An 18,833-nucleotide genomic window follows, 5' to 3' on the forward strand; every position below is an offset into this window, starting at 1 on the left:
CCGAGCGGCTGCGCCCGGTGATCCCCTTCGCCCGGGGTGGTCGTGCGCGGGCTCTAGTCCTCCGCGATTCGGGAGTTCTCCGCAGTCTGGGAGTTCTCCACGGTGCGGGCGAGGATGCCCAGGGTCGCGCGCAGGCCCGCCTCCGGGATGATCGGGAAGTTGACCCGCCCCCGGTAGCGCTCGTCGATCTCGCTCCAGTCGTAGTAGGAGGTCACCGCCGTGGCCCCCGGGGTGGTCTCCGAGGGGGCCAGGCGGTAGCCGTAGAGGTGGCGGATCGGCGGCTTGATGGTGCCCTCGATCGTCCACTCGACCTCGGCGTCGCGGGTGAAGCGGGTGATGACGACGGTGACGTCGTACTTGCCCATGGGCAGGTCGTTGAGCGACTCGCGGTCCATGTGGACGACGAACCGCGAGCCGACGCCGGTGACGCGGTCGCCCTCGGCGGACTGGAGCATCCCGGAGCTGTCGATCGCGACGTGGCCGTTCGGGTCGGTGAGGACGGCGAAGACCTCCGCCGGGGTGGCGGCGATGTCGCGGGAGACCTCGAAGCGCTCAGCTGTCATGCCGGCAGCCTAGGCGTGCTCGTCGAGAGGGGCGGGCGTCAGCCGGAGCCGGTGCGGCGGGCGGGGGTGCCCTGCTGGAGGTCGTCGCGGGCCCTGGCCACCCGGGAGCGGACGGTCCCGATCGGGCAGTCGCAGATCGCGGCGGCCTCGGCGTAGGAGAAGCCGAGCAGCTGGGTGAGCACGAGGGCCTCGCGGCGCTCGGGGGCCAGCGCGTCGAGCAGCACCTGCACCTCCACGACGTCCTCGAAGCCGGAGGTGCTGTCGTGGGTGCGCGCCTGGCGCTGCTCCACGGTGCTGACCCAGTCGTCGGTGCTGGCCCGGCGGGGGCGGGACATGGCGGTGCGCACGTTGTCGACCACGACGCGGCGGGCGATGGACAGCAGCCAGGTGCGGGCGGTGGCGCGCGCGGCGAAGCGCGGCAGGCTGGGCAGCGCGCGCAGGTAGGTCTCCTGCGTCAGGTCGTCGGCGAGGTCCACCGCGGCGAGGTGCGCGGTGAACTGCCACACGTCGCGCTGGGTGGCGCGCACGAACTTCTCCAGCGCGCGGCGGTCACCCTTGCCCGCGGCCAGCGCCCAGGCGGTGATGTCCTCGTCGAGTGGTCGCACAAGTGTGCAGGGTAACCGAACGGGCAAGGGGAACTTTGCGGGCCGGTTGGGCGACAATACCGATATGGAGTGCCTGACCTGCCGCGAAGCACTGTCGGCGCGGCTCGACGGGGAGGACGAGCCGGTCCCCGCCGAGCGCACCGACGAGCACCTCGCCGGGTGCCCGGCGTGCCGCGACTGGCAGGCCAGGGCGGTCGCCGGGGCGCGCCTGCTGCGGGTGCGCCCGGCCGCGCGGGTGCCCGACCTCACCGACCGCGTCCTGGCCGAGGCCGCCGTGCCGCCGCGCACCCGCGACCTGCTGCCGCGCGGCCTGCTCGGGGTGGTGGCGGTGGCGCAGCTGGGGCTGGCGCTGAGCCAGGTGTTCGGGTCCTCCGGGCACGGCGCGCACCCCGAGGCCACCCACCTGTTCAACGAGAGCACCGCGTGGAACCTGGCCCTGGGCATCGGCTTCTACTGGACCGCCTGGCGCCCGCGCACCGCGGGCAGCGCGCTGCCCATCCTCACCGGGTTCGTGCTGGTGCTGCTGGCCTACTCCGCCCACGACCTGCTCACCGGCGCCGCCCCGGTCGGCCGGGTGCTGGGGCACGGGCTGGTGGTGGCGGGCCTGGTGCTGATGTTCGTGCTGCACCGGTCGCAGCGCGGGCCCACCCCGGGGACCACGGCCACCGAGGACGACGAGCGGCCGATCGGCGCGGACCTCACCGGTGACCCGGAGGCCGCGGCGGGCACCACCGCCCGCACCGGCAGGCACCTGCGCCCCGCCGGGCGCCACCGGGCCGCCTGAGCCGCCTGAGCCAATCCGGCACGACGAGCTGACGCCGTCCCCCTCGGGGAGCACGACCTAGCCTGGCGGGCATGGACGACCCGCTCGACCGCGCCCGCCGCGTCGCCGACGAGGTGCTGTTCCCCGACGCCGACGCCGTCGACCGGACCGGGGTGGTGCCCGAGCGGCACTGGGCGGCGCTGGCCCGGGCGGGCCTCTACGGCCTGGCGGTCCGCGAGGACGTCCCGCCACCGGTGTTCCACGAGGTCGTCGAGCTGCTGGTCGGCGGGTGCCTGTCGACCGGGTTCACCTGGTTGCAGCACCACTCCGCGCTCCGGGCGCTCGACGCGACCGCCAACGCCGGGCTGCGCTCGCGCTACCTCGACGACGCGGCCGCGGGCCGGGTGCGCGGCGGCGTGGTGCTGGCGGGGGCGCTCGCGGACCCGCCGCGGCTGCGCGCCGAGCGGGTCGACGGCGGGTGGTCGTTCACCGGCGACGGTCCGTTCGTCAGCGGGTGGGGGATCGTCGACGTGCTCCGCGTGTCCGGCATCGCCAGTGGGTCCGGCGCAGACAGCGGGTCCGGCGCAGAAAGTGGGTCCGGCGCAGACGGTGGGTCCGCGGTGCACGTGCTCGTCGGGGCCCGCGAGGCGGCCGGGTTGGCGGCCACCCCGCTGGACCTGGTGGCGGCGCGGGCCACCAGGACGGTCCGGCTGGTCTTCGACGGGTTCCGCGTGGGCGACGAGGCCGTGCTGTCGGTGGGCGGCGCGGCGGGGTTCCGCGGCGGGCAGGCGCCCGGCGCCCGGGTCAACGGTGCGATCGCCCTGGGCGTCGCGCGCCGGTGCGCCCGGCAGCTCGACGAGCTGGGCGAACCCGGGGCGGCGGCGGGGATCCGCGCCCAGGTCGACCGGGTGCGCGCCGACCTGGACGCCGCCGCCGACGACTACCCGGGGGTGCTGGCCGTGCGGGCGCGGGGGGCGGCGCTCGCGCACCGCGCGGCGGGGGCCGTGGTGGTGGCCGAGGGCGGGCGCGGGATCACCGCGGGCGGGCACGGGGCCCGGCTGCTGCGCGAGGCGGCGTTCGCGATGGTCGCCGCGGGCAGGCCCGCCCTGCGCTCGGCGCTGCTGGCGGACCTGTCCGGGGCGGGCGCTCAGGCCGCGGCGCCGAACGCCTCGACGACCTGCGCCGAGGTCAGCGGCAGGGAGAACATCGGGTAGTCGTGCGCGATCGCGTTGTCGTGCTCGGCCTGGGAGGTGGCGGCCACGCAGTCGGTGAGGGTGATGACCCGGTAGCCGTTCTCGTAGCCGGTGCGCATGGTCGACTCCACGCAGCAGTTGGTGAGGAAACCGCCGAGCACGATCGTGCCGATCCCCTTGCCGCGCAGGATGAAGTCCAGGTTGGTGCTGGCGAAGGTGTCCAGGCCGCGCTTGCCCTCCACCACGATGTCGCCCTCGCGCGGGGCCAGCTCGTCGACGATCGCCGCGCCCCACCCGCCCTTGACGAAGGCACCGCCGTCGACCACGCCCTTGAGGATCCCGTACGGGTGGCGCGACAGCTCGCCGTAGCCCTCGGCGAAGGCGATCGGGGCGTGCATCACCACCGCCCCGGCCGCGCGCGCGGCCTCCACCACCGCCTTGGTGTTGGCCAGCATCCCGGTCGAGCCCATCACCCCGGCCACGGCGTCGTGCAGCACGCCGCCCGGGGAGGTGAAGTCGTTCTGGTACTCGATCAGCACGACCGCCGTCGTCGCCGGGTCCAGCTCCACCGCGCCCATCGCAGACCTCCCGTGTCCGGCGCGGGCGCCCTGCCCGCCCGCCGCCATCCTGCCCGCGCGGGCGACCGCTGACGATCACCCGACCGAGGCAGCCCCGGACGCGGGCCGGCCCCGCCCACGGGTGGGCGGGGCCGGTCGCGGGGGTCGGGTCAGCAGGCCGCGACGAGCTCGTTGGCCGCGGCGTTGATCCGGTTCTGGTCGCCGGACTGGGCCGCGGCGATGAAGGTGCGCGCCGCGGCGCGGCACTTGGCCGCGGCCGAGGCGTCGGACTCGGCCTTCTCCTTGGCGTCGGTGGCGGTCTTGAGCTCGCCCTCGGCCTTCTCCTTGTCCTGCACCGCCGCGTCGCGGGCGCTGTTGGCCTTGGACACGTCCTGGCTGGCGGTGTCGTACTTGGCGCTGAGGTCGTCGCGCTCGCCCTTGGCGCCGAGCCAGAGGAAGGCGAACACCGCGGCCGCGGCGAGGAGCACCACGGCGGCGGCGGACAGGCCGACCAGCAGGCCCTTGCCGCCCTTGGTCGCCGGGGCGCCGCCCTGCGGGCCGCCGACCGCGGGCTGGGCGCCGGTCTGCGGGTACTGCCCGGTCGGCTGCGCGCCGGTCTGCGGGTACTGGGCCGTCGGCTGCGGGCCGGTGGCCGGGTGCTGGCCCGCGGGCTGCTGGCCCGCCTGGCCACCGGATCCCTGGTCCCAGGCGGGGAAGCCACCGGACCCGGGGTTGGGGTTGTAGGCGCCCCCGGGGTTCTGGCCGTACGGCGTCGTCATGGTGTGGAGTCCCTCCCGGAATCGCGCACAGGTCCACCCGAAGCATGGGCGGGGGGCACCGGTGCGTGAGCGTCGAACCCCGGCGACCACCCGATCGGACCAATCAGGACAAGTGTGCCGTGCGGGCGGCTGTCAACCGCACCCGGGTGGGCGCGGCGGGCCGCGCAACACCGCGGCAATGGGGCGGCCACCGCCCGGGGAATGCCGAGCAGGGCAGCACCCCGGGAAAGCGCCCCGGCGCGTTCGGGAATACCGGGAAAAAGACACAGCGACCCGGGCCCGGCGCGCGCGCATTCCCACCCGTTGCCATATCCGCAGCGTGTTCTCGCAGGTCCAGGGCTTCTCCCCCGGTCGGCCGATGCCCCCGGGGGCACCGTTGCGCCTAACCTCCTACGGGTGTGGCGAACCCTGCACCGCCACGCACTCCCTGCGAAAGAACGGAAACCACGCATGCGCAAGTCCAGCTGGTTCGCCGGGTTCGGGGCCGCCGCGCTCGCCGTCGGCCTCGCCGCCACCCCCGCCCAGGCCGCCGAGGGCTCGGTCCTGGGCGCCGACCTGGCCACCGCGGTGCCGGGCAGCTACATCGTCACGCTCAAGGACACCCGCGCCGCCACCGCCACCAGCGCCTCGGCGCTGAGCGCGAAGTTCGGCGGCAAGGTCGACCGCGTCTTCTCCAGCGCGCTGACCGGCTACTCCGCGAAGATGACCGAGAAGCAGGCCAAGCGGCTGGCCGCGGACCCGTCGGTCGCCTCGGTCGAGGCCGACCAGGTGGTGCACATCGACGCCACCCAGACCAACCCCACCTGGGGCCTGGACCGCATCGACCAGCGCAACCTGCCGCTGGACGCGCAGTACACCTACAGCAGCACCGGCACCGGGGTGCGCGCCTACGTCATCGACACCGGCATCCGCATCTCGCACTCGCAGTTCGCCGGGCACGCGGTCAACGGCTACGACTTCGTCAGCAACGACTCGGTGGCCCAGGACGGCAACGGGCACGGCACGCACGTGGCGGGCACCATCGGCAGCCAGCTCTACGGCGTGGCCAAGAACGTCACCCTGGTCGGCGTGCGGGTGCTGGACAACAACGGCTCCGGCACCACCGCCGGGGTCATCGCGGGCGTGGACTGGGTGACCGCCAACGCGGTCAAGCCCGCCGTGGCGAACATGAGCCTGGGCGGCGGGGTGTCCTCCACCCTGGACGCCGCGGTGCGCCGGTCGATCACCTCGGGCGTGACCTACGGCGTGGCCGCGGGCAACAGCAACACCAACGCCTCGACCTCCTCGCCCGCCCGGGTCTCCGAGGCCATCACCGTCGGCGCCACGACCAGCACCGACGCCCGCGCCTCGTACTCCAACTACGGCTCGCTGATCGACGTCTTCGCGCCGGGCAGCAGCATCACCTCGACGTGGAACACCAGCGACACCGCGACCAACACCATCAGCGGCACCTCGATGGCGACCCCGCACGTGGTCGGCTGCGCGGCCCGCTACCTGTCGGCGAACCCGTCGGCGACCCCCGCCCAGGTGCAGAGCTACCTGGTGAACCAGGCGACCACCGGCAAGGTGACCAGCCCCGGCTCCGGCTCGGCGAACCGCCTGCTCTACTGCGCCCCGACCCTCTGACGCGGCGCACCCGCTGACCGGCGGGAGCTGAAGACGGCAACGGACCCCGGCGCTTCCCCGGCGCCGGGGTCCGTCGTCTCTGGGGGGCGGGTAACCCCAGTGGGGTTGGTCCAGGCTCTGCCGGACCGGGTCGACTAGACCGGGGGCAGTGCCCCGGGCAGCCCACCGTCCTCGGGCTGTGGGCGCGCGCTCGCGGGGGCGGCGGGCAATGGGTTGCCGACGAAGAGCACCGCGGCGGCGGCGACCATGCCGGTGAAGACGACCAGCGGCGCGGAGGCCAGCAGCCCGACGACCGAGGCGACCAGCGCGACCCCGGCGAGCGCGACGCGGGCGGGCCCGGGCAGCGCGCCCACGACCGGCTCCTCGGCGAACGCCGCGGCCATGTCCGGGTCCTCGCTGCGGAAGCGCTGCTCGATCTCCGCGAGCGCCCGCTGCTCATGCCAGGTCAGTCGTCTGGGGTCCACCGCCACACCACCTCCGTGCCATGCCGTCCGGTATCCACATGCCCAACCCAGAACGGGATGAAACACGGTCCCTCCCGAAGACATCACACCGGCGGACACCCGCGGGCCCCGGCCGGTGGGCACCGGTGCCGTGACGGGACGTTACCCCTTCATCACGCGAATCTGAACAGCCTTCGAGAATCCCGTTACGCGAGTCCCGCTGACCCGCGCGGGTTACCCACCGTTCGGCCTAACCCCCACGCGCGCGGGCTCGCCCTACCTGCGCCGACGGGTCACCGAGCCGCTGGGTGCACGGGCTCGTGCACGTGCTTGCGCAGGCCGGGGGTGCATGCGGCGACCGCCAAGACCGCCGCCACGCACAGCGCGCCGCCGCTGACCAACGCCGTCGTCCCCGAGGTGGCGCTCGCCACCAGACCGGCCCGCATGTTCCCGACCTCCGGCCCCGCGAACCCCACCGCCAACTCCGCGGCCCCCACCCGGCCCATCAGCTCGTCGGGGGTGTTCAGCTGCACGATGGCGTTGCGCGACACCACCGACGCGGTGTCCGCCGCACCCGCGACCACGAGCAGCGCCAACCCCGCCCACGGGTTCGCCACCAGCCCGAACAGCAGCAGCGCCACACCCCACGACAGCGACCCGACCAGCATCACGACGCCCTGCCGGGGCAGCGACGTGAACGTCCCCGACAGCGCGGACGCCACCACCCCGCCCACGGCGACCGCGGACAGGAACAGCCCCAGCGTGCGCGGGTCGTCGCCGAACCGCTCGGCGTTGACCAGCGGGAACAGGCTCACCGGCATCGACAGCACGGTGGCGGCGAGGTCGGTGACCAGCGCGCCGCGCACCGTCGCGTGGCCCACCAGGAACCGCAGCCCGTCGAGCACCCCGCCGAGCCCGGCCCTGGCGGGCTCACCCCCGGGCAGCATCGCGGGCAGCCCGAACGCGCCGAGGAACGCCGCGCTGAACGACGCCGCGTCCAGGGCGTAGCAGCCGACGACCCCGGTGAAGCCGATGAGCACCCCGCCGACCGCCGGACCCGCGAGCATGGCCACCTGCCCGGTGATCCGCTGCAACGCCAACCCCGCGGCCAGCTGCTCGGGCGGCAGCAGCCGGGGCAGGAACGTGCGCGCCGCGGGCCCGCCACCGGCGATGAAGCACGCCTGCACGGCCACGATCACCAACACCACGCCGATCGGCGCGCCCAGCACCGCCTGCACCACGAGCAGCACCGCGCACGCCGCCTGCCCGACGAGCGTCCACAAGTAGAAGCGCCTGCGGTCGACCCGGTCCACCAGCGCGCCCGCGAACGGGCCGAGGAACACCATCGGCAACCCCTGCGCCAGGCCGACCGCGCCCGTCCACACCGTCGACCCGGTGTCCCGCCAGACCTGGTACATCACCGCGACCAGGGTCAGCTGCGAGCCGAACGCGGAGAACGACCGCCCCACCCACAGCGCGCGGAACGCCCGCGAGGCGCGCAGCGGCCGCAGGTCGACCATCACCCCCATTCCGGGTCCTCGGCCAACCGCGCGGAGATCCGCTCGTGGAAGCCGCGCCGGGCCAGCGCGGCCCGCAGGTCGTCCACCACCCGCGACAGCGGGTAGGGCACCTCGGCCTCCAGCTCGGCGAGGGCGGCCTCGGTGGCGCGCCACTCGGCGGCCAGCGCCCCGACCACCCCGCGCGCCTTCGCGGTGAGGGTGACGCGCTTGCTGCGCGCGTCGGGCCCGGGGACGGTGCGCACGAGCCCGGCCTCGCGCATGGCCTTGACCTTCTGGCTCAGCGCGGAGTGCGTGCGCTGCACGGACGCGGCCAGCTCGGTGATCGTCATGGGGCCCTGCGCGTGCAGCCGGATCAGCTCCATGACGAAGCTCGGCTTGAGCCCGGGCAGCCCCCGGTCGGCGTAGAGGCGCGCGATGTCGGCGTCCATGTCCTGCTGGAGCAGCCGCAGCGAGCGCCAGCGGCTCTGCCCGGTGGGGTCCTCGGGCACGGGGTCCTGACCTGCGTCTTCGGGCACAGGGGGAATCGTAACAGCACTTGCATAAGTGCTGTTACGACGTGGCCGGGTCGCCCCAGGGCACACTCACCGTTGCCACTGCACCGGGTGTCACCGGTGCGTGCGGGTGGCCAACGGACCGGTTGTCCGCGCGGGAAGGCACTGGATACGCCGGTTCACTCGATGGTGTGGCGGGCTGGCGTAGGCCAAGTGGGTGACCCATGCTGTGCGCCATGAAGGTGCGTGCGGTGGGCGTGTTCGCCCGGGTGTTGCTCGCCGTGGGGGCGCTGGCCGTGGTGGCGGCCCTGGCCCTGGGCTGGGTGCTGACGTCGGCGTTCACCGGTGGCCTGGCCACCCTGCCCGGCGGTTCGCTCGACGGGCTGGCCAACCGCCCGGCCGAGGAGCCGGGCGACCCGCTGACGGTCCTGCTCATCGGCACCGACAGCCGCGCCGACGAACCCGAGGACGGCGGGGTCACCGGCCAGCGCGCCGACGCGATGATGGTGCTGCGGGTGGCCCCGGACTCCTCCCGCGCCGACCTGATCTCGCTGCCCCGCGACTCCTGGGTGGACCTGCCCGGCCACGGCCAGGCCAAGGCCAACGCCGCCCTGGCCCTGGGCGGGGTCCCGCTGACCACGCAGCTGGTGGAGACCCTGACCGGCTGGCGGGTCGACCACGTGGCCGTCGTCGACTTCACCGCCGTCCGCGAGATCACCACCCAGCTCGGCGGCGTGGAGGTCGACAACTACACCAACGCCCCCGACCCCCGCACCGGTCGCGGCTTCCCCGCGGGCAAGCTCACCCTCGCGGGCGACGACGCCCTGGAGTTCGTCCGCCAGCGCTACGGCCTGCCCAACGGCGACCTCGACCGCATCGACCGCCAGCAGCAGCTCATCAAGGGCATCGTCGCCAAGACCCTCACCGGCGACACCCTCGCCAACCCCAACCGCCTCCGCCTCATCCTCTCCGCCCTCGGCACCCACGCCACCGTCGACGCCGACCTCGCGGGCCCCGCCTTCAACCGCGTCGCCGCCCAGATCGCCGCCGTCCCCGGCACCGCAAGGACCTTCTACACCGCCCCGACCCTCGGCCCCGGCCGCTCCCCCGACGGCCAGTCCTACCTGGTCCTGGACACCACAGCCCTCAAGGCCGCCTGCGCCGACATCGCCGCGGGCCGCACCCCCACCCTCCCCAACAAAGCCCCCACCCCCTGACCCGACCAGCTGCCCGCACACGGGAGCACAACGATGGTTCTGTGTTCTGTTCAGGCGAAGGTGGCGGGTGTTCGGGGTAGTTGGCGGGGCGGTGTTCAGGACAGGGGGCGGGGTCGGCGGAATGCGCCGCCGTGCGGAACCTCGGTCTGGCTGCTCGGGGGTGCGCCCGCGTCGTCGGGCAGGTGAGGGGTGCAGCGACGGCGCAGGGCCCCGCAGTCGTGCCTGCGGGGCCCTGCGCCACTCGTCTCGTGCTCAGTCGACCAGGATGCGAACAGCTCGGTTGTCCCAGCCGTCGCCCAGCTCGGACAGTCGGGGCCAGTCGCCCTCGACCTCGGTGGAGCGGCCCCCGCTGGGGCCGACCAGCACCCAGTTGCAGTGGCCGGTGTCGACCTTGCGGACCGACGACACCCACCGCGCGCCGTTGAGCAGGGGGATGTCGAAGCCGTAGTCGGCCGGGGAGAAGTCGGACTCCGCGGTGCACCCGCCGCCCGGCTTGAAGTACTGGATGCCGACGCCGGTGTAGCCGGGGTTCTCCCACACCGTGACCACGTGGGTGTTCGCGGCGGCGATCCGCTCCGCCTCGGCGTTGTCGGCGGTGCACCGCGCTCCCCCGCCTGCGAGCAGCAGGCACGTCGTGCCCCCCGCGCTTGCCGCGTTGGCCGGGGCCCAGGCCAACGCCACCGCTGCCACCGCCGTGGCGGTGGCAGCCATGGCTTGCGTCCATGCTCGGTTCACGTGCACTCCTCAACAGTGGTGCACCGATCCCGGCCGGTGCGCGGTCCTGTCACCGCTGCGCGGCCGCACAACCATCACCCACCCAGGCAGCCGGCGCAGCGGACCAGGCCAGAACAACCGCAACGGCTGCCGACCACATGGACTCACCCGACCGACATCGCGCCGACCACAGAGCCCGCCAACCAGGTCCGAGCCAGACCCTCGCCACCTTCCAGCGCAACGAACAGCGGGCCCTGTCGAGCACAAGCACCTACCCGGGCACGCCCGAAGAAACCCGGATATCCGCTTTGCCCAACCACCCACGCTCCCGCAGGCGTACCCCGCCCAAGGGGACCCCTTGTTTTCACGTTACCGCTGGTCAGCGCGGTCAAGAAGACCCCCAACCCGACCTGTGCACAACCCGGCGCCCTGTGGACAACCCAGCCGCGCACCAGCCAGCCGCCCCGTGAACAAGTCAAGCCGGCGCCCTCGTGACCAAGCCAGGTCGAGCCAGCACCCCGCGAGCAAGCCCCCCAACTCCCGCTGAACGCCACCCCACAGCCCGGTGACCGAGGCCCACTCACCCCAGAGGATGATCAACGCCCGGTCAGCAGTCCCCGAGCCCGCAGGTGGTCCGATGCGCGAGATCGAGATGGTGGTGCCCGACGACAACGGCTTCCCGGGCACCCTGGTGCTCCCCGACGGCCCGGGCCCGCACCCGGCCGCCCTCCTGCTGTGGGCGGGGCGCGCCGACCGCGACGGCGACCTGCGCGCGGGCGCCCTCGGCCTGGGCGGGGCCATCGCGGGCGCGCTCGCGGGCGCGGGGGTCGCCTCGTTCCGCTACGACCGCCGCTGCGGGTCGGACGAGGCCTGGCGGGCGCTGGGGTTCTACGACCACCGCGCCACCGCCCGGGCAGCCCTGGGCGCGCTGGCCGAGCACCCGGAGGTCGGGCCGGTCGGCGTCCTGGGCCACAGCGAGGGCGCCCTGCACGCCGCGGGGTTGGCCGCCGACGACCCGCGCGTGTGCGCCGCGGTCCTGCTCGCCTGCCCGGCCCGCACCGGCAAGCAGGTCTACCTCGACAGCGCCCGCCACTGGACCCCCGCCGACCTGCCCCGGGCCCAGCGCCTGCGCAACCGCCTGCTCCGCCGCACCCCCGAGGACCAGGTGCGCCGCACCGTGTCCCGGGCGGAGGCGGGCGACCCCCGGGTCAGCAAGCTCCTGCGCGAGTACGTCCGCCACGACCCCCGCGACGACCTGGCCAGGATCACCGTCCCCGTCTTGGCGCTGACCGGCGAGAAGGACATCACCATCCCGCAGGCGGACCTGGCCACCATCACGTCCCTCGTCCCCGCCCCCGTGCGCGCCCACCGGGTCCCCGACCTCACCCACCTGCTGCGCCGCGACCCCGGCACCCCCACCCGGGAGGACTTCCGCAGGCAGCTGTCCGAGCCGGTCGACGGCGAGGTCCTGGCCGACGTCGCCGAGTGGGTCGCGAACGCCCTGTCCCCCGCCGTCCGCTGACCACCTGACCGCCCACCGGTCCCAGCAGGTGGACCGCGCGACCCGGGTGCCGGGGCGCGACCTACTGTCGAGGGGGAGGCGGTGGAGGGAGGGGCGCAGTGGACCAGCGGGTGTCCGTGGCCGTGGTGGGGGCGGGGCCGAGCGGTGTCGGGCTGGTGGAGCGGATCGCGGCGAGCGCGCCGGAGCTGTTCCCCACCGGCCACCTGACCGTGCACCTGGTGGACCCGCACCCGCCGGGGGCGGGGCGGGTGTGGCGCTACGACCAGTCGCCGCTGCTGTGGATGAACTCGATGCCCGAGGACGTCACGATGTTCCTCGACGAGTCGGTGACCGCCGAGGGCCCGGTGCGGCCGGGGCCGACGCTGGCGGCGTGGGCGGCGCGGGTGCGCGGGTCGGGCGGCGACGGGGTGCCCGAGGACCTGCGCGAGGAGTTCGCGGCCAGCACGCCGACGAAGTTCCCCAGCCGCCGGTTGCAGAGCGCCTACCTGGACTGGTTCTTCCGCGACGCGCTGGCCGCGCTGCCGTCCAACGTGGACGTCGTGGTGCACGAGGACACCGCCGTGGACGTCACCGGCGGGCACGGCGGCCCGCAGTCGGTGTGGCTGGCCGAGGGCGCCGAGCCGCTGGTGGTCGACGTCGTGGTGATGGCCGTGGGCCACCTGGACGTCGCGCCGACCCCCGGGCAGCTGGCGCTGGCGGAGTACGCCGCCGAGCACGACCTGCGCTACGTGCCGCCCGCCTACACCTCCGACATCGACCTGTCCGCGCTGCAACCGGGCGAGGACGTGCTGGTGCGCGGCTTCGGCCTGGCGTTCATCGACCTGATGGCCCTGGTCACCGAGGGCCGCGGCGGCCGGTTCGAGCAGGTCGACGGCACGCTGGTGTACCACCCGTCCGGCAAGGAACCGCACCTGCACATCGGGTCCCGCCGCGGCGTGCCCTACCACGCCAAGCCCGGGTACCGGTTGCAGGGCGAGTTCGCGGGCCCGCCGCGCTTCTTCGACGTGGCGGCGGTGGAGCGGCTGACCGCGCGCGAGGAGCGGGTGGACTTCTGGCGGGACATGTGGCCGCTGGTCGCCAAGGACGTGGCCTGGTGCTACTACACCGAGCTGTACTCCGCGCACGGCGAGCGGACGGCGCTGCCGTTCGAGGAGTTCGAGCGCCGCTTCGCCGCCGCCGACTGGGGTTCGGCCGAGCTGCGCGCGCTGGTCGTCGAGGCCGTGCCCGCCGAGGAGGACCGCTTCGACCCCGAGCGGCTGGACAAGCCGCTGGCGGGCCTGACCTTCGCCGACGAGGCCGAGCTGACCGAGCACCTGCACGCCTACGTCCGCGCCGACATCGCCCGCCGCGCCGACCCCGCCCACAGCGCGGACATGGGCGCGTTCCTGGGCCTGCTGTTCGCCTTCGCCCAGATCGCGCGGGTCGTCGCCTCCGGCCGCCTCACCGACGACGCCCTCATCGACGACGTCGACACCTGGTGGTTCGGCTTCTTCTCCTACTTCGCCAGCGGCCCCCCGGCCCCGCGCCTGGAGCAGCTGCTCGCCCTGTCCCGCGCGGGCGTCGTCTCCTTCGTCGGCCCGGACATGTGGGTCCGCGCCGACGGCGGCCGCTTCACCGCGGGCAGCCCCGCCGTCCCCGGCGAGCGCACCGCCACCGCCCTGGTCGAGGCCCGCCTCCCCCGCCCCAGCGTCGCCCGCGCCACCGACCCCCTCATCGTCGCCCTGCGCGACCGCGGCGAACTGGTCGAGGAGTCCCTGCCCGGCGGCCGCACCACCGGCCGCATCACCACCCGCACCTCCGGCGCCCTCGTCGAACGGGACGGCACCGCCCACCCCCGCCGCATCGCCCTCGGCCCCCACACCAGCATCCGAGCCGCGGCCGCCTTCTCCCGCCCGCACACCAACGCCCCCGGCTTCCGCCGCAATGACCGCGTCGCCCGCACCATCCTCCGCACCCTCCACGCGGGCGGCCCCATCACCATCGACACCTGACGGTCCCGGCGCGACCACCGGGGGCGGGTTAGTCCAGTGTGGAGGGTAGGCCGAAGGCGGCGTGGACGGCGGGGTCCATGAAGGCCGCGATCTCCACCGCCAAGCCGTCCCGCGAGCGGACGCGCACCAGTGCCTCCAGCTCACCCTCCTGGTAGCACGCGAACGCGGTGGTCCCGTTGGCCGGGACCTCCGCCACTTCCCACTCGCCCGTGAACACCCGCGAGGCCGTGTAGGCCAGGACCGCTTCCCTGCCGGACACCACCTCGTCCTCCGGCGGGGTCACCAGCACCACGTCCTCGGCGAGCACCGACGACAGGTCCCCGTTCTCCCACGCTTCCGCGAAGCCCTCCGGCGGCGGTACCGGCGTGCCGGCAGCGACCTGGGAGGCCAACCGCTCAGCGAAGGGAAGCCGCTGCAACGCCGCCACCGCCTCCACGTCCACGTCCCCGGGCCACGGGTCCGGGTGGGGGCGCGGCTCGCCCGCCCGCTCGGCGCACACCTCGTCCGCCAGGGCGAGCAGCCACCCGCGCACGTCCTCTGGGCTGCCTGCCACCTCGTCGAACGCGCGCTGGAGCACTTCCGCCAGCGCGTCCTCCGCGTCCACGACCGAGGCCAGCAGCAGGTAGCACCGGGTGGCCACGGCGTCCCGGTGGGGGGACACGAGGTCGGCGAAGGCGGTGGGGTCGCCGTCGCGGGCGGGGGAGGTGGTCACCCGGGGAAGCTTAGAGCTCGGAGCCGAGTTTGCCGCGCAGGCGGGAGAGGGTCTGGGCGAGCAGGCGGGAGACGTGCATCTGGGACAGGCCGACGCGCTGGGCGATCTGGGACTGGGTCATGTTGCCGTAGAAGCGCAGGGTGAGGATGGTGCGCTCGCGCTCGGGGAGAGCGGCGACCAGCGGGCGCAGGGCCTCGTGGTACTCGACCTTCTCCAGCTCGGGGTCCTCGGCGCCCAGGGAGCGGACCAGCGGGCTCTCGGTCTCGCCGTCCTCGCGGGACTCGTCGACCGAGACCGCCTGGTAGGCCTGCCCGACCTCCAGGCCCTCGTAGACGTCGTCGACCGGGAGGTCGAGGTGGCGGGCGAGCTCGGAGGGGGTGGGGGCGCGGCCCAGGCGCTGGAACAGCTCGCCGGTGGCGGCGCTGATCTCCAGGTGCAGCTCCTTGAGCCTGCGCGGCACCCGGATCGACCAGCTGGTGTCGCGGAAGTACCGGCGCACCTCGCCCATGATCGTCGGGATGGCGAAGGACAGGAAGTCGGTGCCGCGGGTGGGGTCGAACCGGTCCACGGCGTTGATCACGCCGAGGGTGGCGACCTGGCGCAGGTCCTCGGTGGCCTGGCCGCGGTTGGCGAAGCGGATGGCGATGTGGTCGGCCAGCGGCAGGTGCCCGGTGACCAGCTCGTCGCGCAGGGCGGCGCGCTCGTCGGGGTCGGCGGACTCGGCGAGCCGGTGGAACAGCGGGACGAGGTGGTCGTACTCGGTGGACCGGGTGCGTTCGGTGGTGGGCATCAGACGTCCCCGCGTCGTTTGGTCAGGCTGAGCACCAGCCGGCCCCCCGCCACCTCGGAGGTCACGGTGTCGGCCAGCACGGACATGATCTCCCAGCTCAGCGTGTCGTGGTCCGGGCCGTCCCCGGGGTCGGCGTCCACGCTGCCCCGCACGGCCATCCGGCCCCGACCCGAGTCGAGCTGGCAGGCCAGCAGGCAGCCGGGGCGGGCGTGGGTGATCAGCGTGGAGCACATCTCGTCGACGGCCAGGCGGACGTCGGCGATGTCGTCGACGGTGAAGTCCTCGACCATCGCCAGGCTCGCCGCGACCGACCGCACGACCGGCAGCAGCGCCTGGTCGGCGTCGAACTCCACCCGAACCCGTCTGCCCTGCACAGGCACCATCAGCTGACCACCTCCGTGCGGGCCGAGTACCCGACCCCTCCCCGGGGAAACCTCCCCCGGTCCGCCGTCGGGCGGACCCGGGTGCGAGGAGGTGCGATCGGTGGTGGAACGGCCGGTGGGGGCGCAGGAGTGGGTGCCCGGGGACGGTGGCCTGGACGAGCTGCGGGCGGCGATCGGGGGCTGCCGGGGGTGCGGCCTGTTCGAGCACGCCACGCAGCCGGTGTTCGGGCGGGGGCCCGCGGCGGCGCGGGTGGTGGTGGTCGGGGAGCAGCCGGGCGACCACGAGGACGTCGACGGGGAGCCGTTCACCGGCCCCGCGGGCAAGCTGCTGGACCGGGCGTTGGTGGAGGTGGGCCTGGACCGGGGCGAGCTGTACCTGACGAACGCGGTGAAGCACTTCCGGTTCCGCAGGCAGGGAAAGCGGCGCATCCACGAGACGCCCCGGCGCAGCGAGGTGGTGGCCTGCACGCCGTGGTTGGCCGCCGAGCTGGACCGGTTGTCCCCGGAGACGGTGGTGTGCCTGGGGGCGACGGCGGCCAAGGCGGTGCTCGGGCCGTCGTTCAAGCTCACCGAGCACCGGGGCGAGGAACTGCGCCCCGACGACGGGTTGGCGGCGGGATTGCGGGTGGTCACGACCGTCCACCCGTCGGCGGTATTGCGCGCACCCGACCGGGACAGCGCTTATGCCGACTTCGTCGCGGACCTCAAGGTGGTGTGAGCGGGTCCGGGTACCGCCCCTTACCGGGCTATTCCGGGCAATGCAGGTAGAAGCTGGTGATGCCCCGGTCGTCGAGGACGCGCACCATGTCCGGGCGGCCGTGCACGAACATCTCCGGTTCCACCCGCATGCGGTGCTTCCCGGTCTTCGCGGAACGGGAGAGCACGCCGATCCCGTGGTAGGGCAGCAACCGCGCGCTGAACTTGTACTCGGGCATCAGGCGCAGCCCCAGCACCGGGATCGGCTTGGTGTGGATGGTGGCGCGGATGGCCCCCGGGAAGGCCAGCTCCTCCCACCGCAGGTCGGTGGCGGCCAGCTTCATCGCCCGGTACTCGTCCAGCGCCCAGCGCGAGCGCTCCCGGATGCCGTCGCCCAGGCCCGCCTCGCCCGCACCCAGGAAGGTCGACCGCAGCTCGTCGTAGCTCAGGCCGAGCTTGCGGATGTCGATGCTGGCCATCATGCTGCCCAGCCACCGGTCGTGCTCGGCGCCGGTGATCCCGTCGGCGCAGCGGTCGCGGCGCAGCGCGCGGAACCAGGCGTCGAACCGCTCCTGGAACCGCGGCACCACCGGTCGCAGCACGTCGGACATGTCGTGCAGGACCACCCGCCCGGCCAGGCCCAGCGCCTCGACCCGCCCGCGCAGCTCGGCGACGTAGTTGACCGCCTCCACCGAGGTCACGCCGAAGGGCGGGCTGTAGAAGGTGCTGTCGGAGATGACGTGCACGACCGCGCCGGGCGCGTGCACCCTGCCCAGCAGCTCCGCGAAGCGGCCCAGGTGCAGCAGGGCGACGTCCTCGGCGGCGGTGGCGGCGGTGAGGTCGAAGCGCTTGACCGGGTTGCCGATCACGCAGAACGCGGGCAGCACCACCGCCAGCGGCCGGCCCGCGCGCACCGCGTCGACCACCCGCGCCCGCCACGGGGAGTCGGCGGCGGCGAAGGCGGCGCGGGAGTTGAACTGGAAGGCGCGGTGGTTGAGCAGGGCCAGCACCCGCTCCACCGGGTCGTCGTCGCGGTGCAGCCGCGCGAACCGCTCCCAGCAGAACCGCGGCGACTCCGCCGACCCCAGCACCAGGGCGCGCAGGTCCGCGTCCAGCTCCCTGGTGCGCCCGGCGCGGTCGAGCGGGTCCGCCTCGGGCCATTCCGAGGGGCGGTACAGACCGGAATCGGTAATGGCTTCCCCGTGCGCGGCGACCGCCGCGTAACCGTCGTTCCGGGTTCCTCTGCGGGCCAGGGTCTGCACGGGCACGGAAATTCCCCCCGGATTGACGTCGTCGACAATGGGCGGCGCGGTGAATTGCCACCACCTTCCGGGCCACGAGCAGGTCGTGTCAAGCGCCGGAAAGTTCCCGTCCGCTTTTCGCGAATCGGGTGAGCAAGTCACCACCGGGGTTCTATCACGCCGGGAGCCGGGCCGCGGCGGTCAGCGGCGGGTCTCGAACAGGATCAGCGCGGTGTCGGTGAACATGCCCTCCAGGTCGGGCAGGCCGGGCGCGCCCGCGGTGTAGAGGCGGTGGCGGATGCGCTCGGCGGTGCCGCCGATGTAGAGGTCGAAGGTCTGCGGGGCGACCTCGCGCACCGCCGGGTCGGCGGCGCGGGCGCGGTCGTGCAGGGTGCGGAAGATGCCCGCGAAGGCCGCGTTGACCGCGCTGGTGCGCCTGGCCAGCTCCGGCCCGGCGCGCAGCGTCTCGATGTAGAGCGACCACGCCGCGTCCGGGTGCCCGGCCAGCGCGGCGAGGAACGCCCGCCAGGACAGCCGGATCCGGCTCGCCCAGTCGTGCTTGGCCACCGGGTCGAGCGCGTCGCGCAGCGAGGAGCTGACCTCGGCGACGGCGGCGTCGAAGGCCGCCAGGAAGCAGGCCTGCTTGTCGTCGAAGTGCTCGTAGAAGGTCCGCCGGGACACCTCGGCGCGCACCACGAGGTCGTTGACGGTGGCGTCCGGGTAGCCCTTGGCCGCCACGACGTGCAGCACGGCCTCGATCAGCCTGCCCCGCTGCGAGGCCGCGATGTCCTCGCGGCTGAGCCCGTGCCTGCCGCGGGGGAGCTGCCGCGGGCTGCGACCGGCCTGCCCGGAATTCACGCGGGCCACGTTATCACCCCTCCACAGGCCCCCGGCGAAATGTCGTCGGCCCACCCACAACCGCCGATTCCACAATTGCGCCGGGCACCGCCGGTGTGGTTGTCTCTGCTCTGGGTACGGTCGTGTTCCCAAGCGGGCCGCACCACCGGCACACCCCCGGGGCTGGGGA

General features: G+C 74.2%; 20 protein-coding genes. 7 read left to right on the forward strand and 13 right to left on the reverse strand.

What is annotated here, in order from left to right; genetic code table 11:
* Positions 1-53: 53 nt before the first annotated feature.
* Both BJP25_RS19430 and BJP25_RS19435 read right to left on the reverse strand, forming a co-directional pair.
* On the reverse strand, positions 54-563 hold the full coding sequence (locus BJP25_RS19430) for an SRPBCC family protein (protein ID WP_075976390.1): 510 nt from the start codon (positions 561-563) through the stop codon (positions 54-56).
* A 38-nt stretch (positions 564-601) separates the two neighbouring features.
* The gene (locus tag BJP25_RS19435) at positions 602-1,168 is read right to left on the reverse strand and encodes a sigma-70 family RNA polymerase sigma factor (RefSeq protein ID WP_075976391.1); all 567 of its coding nucleotides are present in this window, start codon (positions 1,166-1,168) and stop codon (positions 602-604) included.
* A 64-nt stretch (positions 1,169-1,232) separates the two neighbouring features.
* Between BJP25_RS19435 and BJP25_RS19440 the strand changes: the two genes are divergently transcribed.
* Together BJP25_RS19440 and BJP25_RS19445 are read left to right on the forward strand one after the other, a co-directional pair.
* On the forward strand, positions 1,233-1,952 hold the full coding sequence (locus BJP25_RS19440) for a zf-HC2 domain-containing protein (RefSeq protein WP_075976392.1): 720 nt from the start codon (positions 1,233-1,235) through the stop codon (positions 1,950-1,952).
* A 71-nt stretch (positions 1,953-2,023) separates the two neighbouring features.
* On the forward strand, positions 2,024-3,145 hold the full coding sequence (locus BJP25_RS19445) for an acyl-CoA dehydrogenase family protein (protein ID WP_075976393.1): 1,122 nt from the start codon (positions 2,024-2,026) through the stop codon (positions 3,143-3,145).
* Here BJP25_RS19445 and BJP25_RS19450 read toward each other — a convergent pair.
* A complete protein-coding gene (locus tag BJP25_RS19450; RefSeq protein ID WP_075976394.1) occupies positions 3,079-3,702 on the reverse strand; it encodes an isochorismatase family cysteine hydrolase in 624 nt (207 codons plus the stop codon). The two genes, BJP25_RS19445 and BJP25_RS19450, sit on opposite strands and share 67 nt — an antisense overlap.
* Positions 3,703-3,851: 149 nt before the next feature.
* Positions 3,852-4,460 (reverse strand): hypothetical protein, encoded by a 609-nt coding sequence (locus tag BJP25_RS19455; protein WP_075976395.1) that lies wholly within the window; start codon positions 4,458-4,460, stop codon positions 3,852-3,854.
* 450 nt (positions 4,461-4,910) lie between these two features.
* Between BJP25_RS19455 and BJP25_RS19460 the strand changes: the two genes are divergently transcribed.
* Positions 4,911-6,086 (forward strand): S8 family peptidase, encoded by a 1,176-nt coding sequence (locus tag BJP25_RS19460; RefSeq protein ID WP_075976396.1) that lies wholly within the window; start codon positions 4,911-4,913, stop codon positions 6,084-6,086.
* Between the two features lie 134 nt (positions 6,087-6,220).
* Here BJP25_RS19460 and BJP25_RS19465 read toward each other — a convergent pair whose 3' ends face one another.
* The 3 genes from BJP25_RS19465 to BJP25_RS19475 form a co-directional block, all read right to left on the reverse strand.
* Positions 6,221-6,550, reverse strand: coding sequence for a DUF3040 domain-containing protein (locus BJP25_RS19465; protein WP_158075687.1), 330 nt, complete (start codon positions 6,548-6,550; stop codon positions 6,221-6,223).
* A 272-nt stretch (positions 6,551-6,822) separates the two neighbouring features.
* Positions 6,823-8,058 carry an MFS transporter gene (locus tag BJP25_RS19470; RefSeq protein WP_075976398.1) on the reverse strand — a complete coding sequence of 412 codons (1,236 nt, stop codon included), beginning with the start codon at positions 8,056-8,058 and terminating at the stop codon, positions 6,823-6,825.
* Positions 8,049-8,564, reverse strand: coding sequence for a MarR family winged helix-turn-helix transcriptional regulator (locus tag BJP25_RS19475; RefSeq protein ID WP_075976399.1), 516 nt, complete (start codon positions 8,562-8,564; stop codon positions 8,049-8,051). The genes BJP25_RS19470 and BJP25_RS19475 overlap by 10 nt, the downstream gene beginning before the upstream one ends.
* A gap of 212 nt (positions 8,565-8,776) precedes the next feature.
* Here BJP25_RS19475 and BJP25_RS19480 point away from each other — a divergent pair, with 212 nt between their 5' ends.
* Entirely contained in the window at positions 8,777-9,757 is a 981-nt protein-coding gene (locus tag BJP25_RS19480; protein WP_158075688.1) for an LCP family protein, read from the forward strand.
* Positions 9,758-10,009: 252 nt separating this feature from the next.
* Here the strand turns inward: BJP25_RS19480 and BJP25_RS19485 are convergent, their stop codons facing one another.
* A complete protein-coding gene (locus BJP25_RS19485; RefSeq protein WP_075976401.1) occupies positions 10,010-10,468 on the reverse strand; it encodes a hypothetical protein in 459 nt (152 codons plus the stop codon).
* Between the two features lie 640 nt (positions 10,469-11,108).
* On the opposite strand from BJP25_RS19485, the gene BJP25_RS19490 reads away from it, so the two are divergent.
* Together BJP25_RS19490 and BJP25_RS19495 are read left to right on the forward strand one after the other, a co-directional pair.
* Positions 11,109-11,993: an alpha/beta hydrolase gene (locus BJP25_RS19490; protein ID WP_075976402.1), complete on the forward strand. Its 885-nt coding sequence runs from the start codon at positions 11,109-11,111 to the stop codon at positions 11,991-11,993.
* A gap of 98 nt (positions 11,994-12,091) precedes the next feature.
* On the forward strand, positions 12,092-13,984 hold the full coding sequence (locus BJP25_RS19495) for an FAD/NAD(P)-binding protein (protein ID WP_075976403.1): 1,893 nt from the start codon (positions 12,092-12,094) through the stop codon (positions 13,982-13,984).
* A gap of 28 nt (positions 13,985-14,012) precedes the next feature.
* Here BJP25_RS19495 and BJP25_RS19500 read toward each other — a convergent pair whose 3' ends face one another.
* Genes BJP25_RS19500 through BJP25_RS19510 form a run of 3 tightly spaced genes read right to left on the reverse strand, consistent with a single transcriptional unit; the run spans position 14,013 to position 15,869 of the window.
* On the reverse strand, positions 14,013-14,696 hold the full coding sequence (locus BJP25_RS19500) for a sigma-70 family RNA polymerase sigma factor family protein (protein WP_075976404.1): 684 nt from the start codon (positions 14,694-14,696) through the stop codon (positions 14,013-14,015).
* A 10-nt stretch (positions 14,697-14,706) separates the two neighbouring features.
* On the reverse strand, positions 14,707-15,486 hold the full coding sequence (locus BJP25_RS19505; protein ID WP_075976405.1) for a SigB/SigF/SigG family RNA polymerase sigma factor: 780 nt from the start codon (positions 15,484-15,486) through the stop codon (positions 14,707-14,709).
* A complete protein-coding gene (locus BJP25_RS19510; protein WP_075976406.1) occupies positions 15,486-15,869 on the reverse strand; it encodes an ATP-binding protein in 384 nt (127 codons plus the stop codon). The genes BJP25_RS19505 and BJP25_RS19510 overlap by 1 nt, the downstream gene beginning before the upstream one ends.
* Positions 15,870-15,969: 100 nt before the next feature.
* On the opposite strand from BJP25_RS19510, the gene BJP25_RS19515 reads away from it, so the two are divergent.
* A complete protein-coding gene (locus BJP25_RS19515; RefSeq protein ID WP_233158161.1) occupies positions 15,970-16,587 on the forward strand; it encodes a UdgX family uracil-DNA binding protein in 618 nt (205 codons plus the stop codon).
* A gap of 28 nt (positions 16,588-16,615) precedes the next feature.
* Here BJP25_RS19515 and BJP25_RS32760 read toward each other — a convergent pair whose 3' ends face one another.
* Both BJP25_RS32760 and BJP25_RS19530 read right to left on the reverse strand, forming a co-directional pair.
* Positions 16,616-17,833, reverse strand: coding sequence for an L-tyrosine/L-tryptophan isonitrile synthase family protein (locus tag BJP25_RS32760; RefSeq protein ID WP_143219196.1), 1,218 nt, complete (start codon positions 17,831-17,833; stop codon positions 16,616-16,618).
* A 174-nt stretch (positions 17,834-18,007) separates the two neighbouring features.
* Positions 18,008-18,664, reverse strand: coding sequence for a TetR/AcrR family transcriptional regulator (locus BJP25_RS19530; RefSeq protein WP_075976450.1), 657 nt, complete (start codon positions 18,662-18,664; stop codon positions 18,008-18,010).
* Between the last annotated feature and the right edge of the window lie 169 nt (positions 18,665-18,833).

Source organism: Actinokineospora bangkokensis (assembly GCF_001940455.1).
Taxonomy (GTDB): Bacteria; Actinomycetota; Actinomycetes; order Mycobacteriales; family Pseudonocardiaceae; genus Actinokineospora; species Actinokineospora bangkokensis.

Coding starts and splice junctions, on each gene's coding strand:
- BJP25_RS19485 (WP_075976401.1), bottom strand. CDS start 10,468: ATGGCTGCCACCGCCACGGCGGTGGCAGCGGTGGCGTTGGCCTGGGCC.
- BJP25_RS19445 (WP_075976393.1), top strand. CDS start 2,024: ATGGACGACCCGCTCGACCGCGCCCGCCGCGTCGCCGACGAGGTGCTG.
- BJP25_RS19440 (WP_075976392.1), top strand. CDS start 1,233: ATGGAGTGCCTGACCTGCCGCGAAGCACTGTCGGCGCGGCTCGACGGG.
- BJP25_RS19455 (WP_075976395.1), bottom strand. CDS start 4,460: ATGACGACGCCGTACGGCCAGAACCCCGGGGGCGCCTACAACCCCAAC.
- BJP25_RS19480 (WP_158075688.1), top strand. CDS start 8,777: ATGAAGGTGCGTGCGGTGGGCGTGTTCGCCCGGGTGTTGCTCGCCGTG.
- BJP25_RS19430 (WP_075976390.1), bottom strand. CDS start 563: ATGACAGCTGAGCGCTTCGAGGTCTCCCGCGACATCGCCGCCACCCCG.
- BJP25_RS19505 (WP_075976405.1), bottom strand. CDS start 15,486: ATGCCCACCACCGAACGCACCCGGTCCACCGAGTACGACCACCTCGTC.
- BJP25_RS19490 (WP_075976402.1), top strand. CDS start 11,109: ATGCGCGAGATCGAGATGGTGGTGCCCGACGACAACGGCTTCCCGGGC.
- BJP25_RS19450 (WP_075976394.1), bottom strand. CDS start 3,702: ATGGGCGCGGTGGAGCTGGACCCGGCGACGACGGCGGTCGTGCTGATC.
- BJP25_RS19460 (WP_075976396.1), top strand. CDS start 4,911: ATGCGCAAGTCCAGCTGGTTCGCCGGGTTCGGGGCCGCCGCGCTCGCC.
- BJP25_RS19510 (WP_075976406.1), bottom strand. CDS start 15,869: ATGGTGCCTGTGCAGGGCAGACGGGTTCGGGTGGAGTTCGACGCCGAC.
- BJP25_RS19470 (WP_075976398.1), bottom strand. CDS start 8,058: ATGGGGGTGATGGTCGACCTGCGGCCGCTGCGCGCCTCGCGGGCGTTC.